Annotated in this window: 3 protein-coding genes; all 3 read right to left on the reverse strand. The window is 60.8% G+C overall.

The window, feature by feature from the left end; genetic code table 11:
• Positions 1-120: 120 nt before the first annotated feature.
• The 3 genes from VFO93_RS02625 to VFO93_RS22330 all read right to left on the reverse strand — a co-directional run bounded on the left by VFO93_RS02625 (position 121) and on the right by VFO93_RS22330 (position 2,990).
• Complete coding sequence (locus VFO93_RS02625; protein WP_325132761.1) at positions 121-1,437, reverse strand: TolC family protein; 1,317 nt, start codon at positions 1,435-1,437, stop codon at positions 121-123.
• Positions 1,438-1,555: 118 nt separating this feature from the next.
• Complete coding sequence (locus tag VFO93_RS02630) at positions 1,556-2,671, reverse strand: AI-2E family transporter (protein WP_325132762.1); 1,116 nt, start codon at positions 2,669-2,671, stop codon at positions 1,556-1,558.
• A gap of 202 nt (positions 2,672-2,873) precedes the next feature.
• Positions 2,874-2,990: an ATP-binding protein gene (locus tag VFO93_RS22330; RefSeq protein WP_414653546.1), complete on the reverse strand. Its 117-nt coding sequence runs from the start codon at positions 2,988-2,990 to the stop codon at positions 2,874-2,876.
• Between the last annotated feature and the right edge of the window lie 17 nt (positions 2,991-3,007).

A 3,007-nucleotide genomic window follows, 5' to 3' on the forward strand; every position in this document is an offset into this window, starting at 1 on the left:
GAGCGCAGCGAAGTCGAAGCATCTCTACCGCTTCGTTGCTGGCGTCAGGAGTTAGTTCACCGGCAGAGATGCTTCGACTCCGCTGCGCTCCGCTCAGCATGACGGATTAGAAGTAGCCGGTTAGTACACGAACATCTGCTGGCCAAGCTGCTCGTTGAGCTTGTCGAAGGCATTAAGGCGCTCGGCGCGGCTCTGGTTGAATTGGATGACGCCCGTTTTGTAGGAGTCCAGAAAGTCCAGGAATTCAAGCAGGGTAATGGCCTTGCGCTGGTAGCTGCGCAGCACGCCGTCGAGCAGGCGGTCGGCATCGGCGAAGTAGTCGGCCGGGAAGGCTTCGGATAGGCGCTCGGCCTCCTGGGCCTTGCGATAGGCCTCAGTTACCTCGTTTACCACGCTAGCTTCCTGCTGGTTCAGGGCCTGCTGGCTGCCCTGGTGTTGCGCCTCTGCCAGGCGAATGTTACCTTGGTTGCGGTTGAAAACCGGCAGCGGCATGCCCACCGTGAGGCCGGTGTAGTGCAGGCCCACGGCCCCGTTGTGGTCGTAGAAGGTACCTAGGGTGAGGTCGGGCACAGCGAGGCTCTTTTGCAGGCTGACGTTCTGCTTTTGCTGGCGCACGGTGGCCACGCTGGCTCGCAAATCGGGGCGGTTGGTGCGGGCGGTTTCTAGGGCCTGGTCGAGGGGCAAGGCACCTAGGCTCAAGCTAGCGGGCGCGGCGGCGGGCAGCACGGGCCGCAGGTAACGCGGCTGCCGGCTGCCCAGCAGCAGGTTCAGCTCCGACTGGTCTTCGGCAATCTCGTTGCGCAGGTCTTTCAGCTCGCTTTCCAGCTCAAACAGCTGGCTCTTGAGCCGCACTACTTCCTTGAGCGGCACGTTGCCGCGCTGGTACTGCGCCTGCGTGATGGTGAGCGTGCGCTGCAAGGCCGCAATCTGCCGGGCGTACATGGCCTGGGTTTGCTGGCGGTAGTAGAGCGTCACGAAATTTTCGCGCAGCTCGTAGCGCAACGTGCGCACTAGGTCGGTGAACTGCAACTCCGCAATCTCCACCCCCGTGCGGGCGTAGGCGACGGCCTTGCGGCGCTTGCCGCCCAACTGCACCAGCTGCTCGATGCCGCCCACCACCTGAAACCGCTCTTCGTTGTGCTCAAAAAAGCGTCCGTTGTTGGGGTTGAACAGGTTGCGCTCCAGGCTAATGGTGGGGTTGTCGAACAGCCGCGCTTGAATGACCTCGGCCTGCGCGGCCGGGATGTTGAACCGCTCGGCCAGCAAGGCAAAATTGGTACCTAGGAAGGCTGCTTCGGCCTCGGGCAGCGTGAGCGCCAGGCTATCGACCCGGGCCGGGCGTGCGGGCGCGCCGCCCAGGGTAGCGGGCTGCGCCCGCACGCCTGACGCGAGCGTCAGACTAAAGAATAATATGCTGATAATGAATGAGATTTGCATAGCCTAAGGGGCGCTCCGAAGAGCTATGCAAAGGTCCGAAAGCCTGCCAAGCAAGAAATTACAGGCTCATTAGAAGAGTATTAGAAGGAGATTAGAACGCCGCTACTCCCCGCCGCCGCTACTGCTCCAGCGTGGAGTTTTTCGTATCTACCCGCCGATACATTATCAGCTCCACCTGCTTGTCCAACTGCTCATCGAAGGGATGGCGAGCCAGGTAAAACTCTTCGTAGAAAGCCTTGATGAAGGCGGTGAGCGGCGTCGCAATCAGCGCCCCCGGCAGGCCGAAGGCCGACCCCATTATTAGCATCAAAAACAGCGAAGAAACCGGATGCAGGTTCATGGTGGAGGAGCGCACGCGCGGCATCACCAGGTCGCCCATTAGCTCATTCATGACGAGGTAAAACAGCGCCACCCACAGCGCGGTAGTCGGGTCGATGGCCAGGGCTACGAGCACGGGCGGGGCGGCCATGAGGTAAGGCCCGATTTTGGGCACCAGCTCAGAGAAGAAGGCCAGCGCGGCCCACACCCACACGCCGGGGATATCCATGATGTTCAAAAAGATAGCCGTGAGCGCGGCCTCCAGGCTGCCCACCACTACATTCGACCACATCCAGCCGATTACCATTTTCGACGCCTTGCCCAGGGCGCGGGCCGCTGGCTCGCGCCGGCTGGCCGGAAACAGCGATAAGTAAAGCTTGAGCAGGGGCCGCGGCTCGATAACCATGTACAGCACCGTGCTCAGCAGCACAATGAGCAGAAAAACCAAGCCCAGCGCCGACAACGAATACTGCCCCACCCGCTGGAGCAGCACGGGCAGCGAAGGCAGCTCCTTGGTCAGGCTTTCCTCATCAAAACGCAAATGCTTTTGCAGCTGCGGATAGTTTTCGAAAAGGGCCGAAAGCTGCTTAGACAGATTCTGGGCATACGTAGGCAGGTTGCTGGCCAGCTCCGAGAGCTGCTCCGTGATGCGGGGCACGGCCAGCCAGCCTAGCAGCCCCAGCAGCCCCAGCACCGCGCCAAACACCAGCAGCGCCGCCAGCGGGCGCGGCACCTTGCGGTCGGCCAGCCAGGTAGTGGGCGCGTTGAGAATGAGGGCGAAGATGATGGTGAACAAAAACAGCAGCAGCACGCCGCTGACCTGGTAGCACAGCCACAGCAGCACGACAAGGCCCGCCGCCAGCAAAACAGCCTTAGACAAGGCCGCGTAACGGCTTTCGGTTGGGATTTCAGACATTAGGAATAGTTTATAAATGCGCTGTCTGTCACGCTCAGCCGTCATGCTGAGCGCAGCGAAGCATCTCTATCGCTTCGTTGAAACGGCTTTGATTACTAAGGAGATAGAGATGCTTCGACTCCGCTACGTCTCTGCTTGATGCGCAGAATGCTCAGCATGACGGATGGGGACTTTACAAAATCATTCTTCTCGATTAGATAAGCTACACCCGGCGCAGCGGCATCCGCATCCGCATGGTCGTGCCCTGGTGCAGCACCGAGTCGATTTCGAGCGTGGCCCCGTGCAGCTCCAGAATCTGGTTGGCCAGGGCCAGCCCCACGCCGTAGCCCCGGATGC

Origin of the sequence: Hymenobacter sp. (assembly GCF_035709525.1) — a bacterium.
In the GTDB taxonomy this organism is placed as follows: domain Bacteria; phylum Bacteroidota; class Bacteroidia; order Cytophagales; family Hymenobacteraceae; genus Hymenobacter.

Coding starts and splice junctions, on each gene's coding strand:
- VFO93_RS02625 (WP_325132761.1), bottom strand. CDS start 1,437: ATGCAAATCTCATTCATTATCAGCATATTATTCTTTAGTCTGACGCTC.
- VFO93_RS02630 (WP_325132762.1), bottom strand. CDS start 2,671: ATGTCTGAAATCCCAACCGAAAGCCGTTACGCGGCCTTGTCTAAGGCT.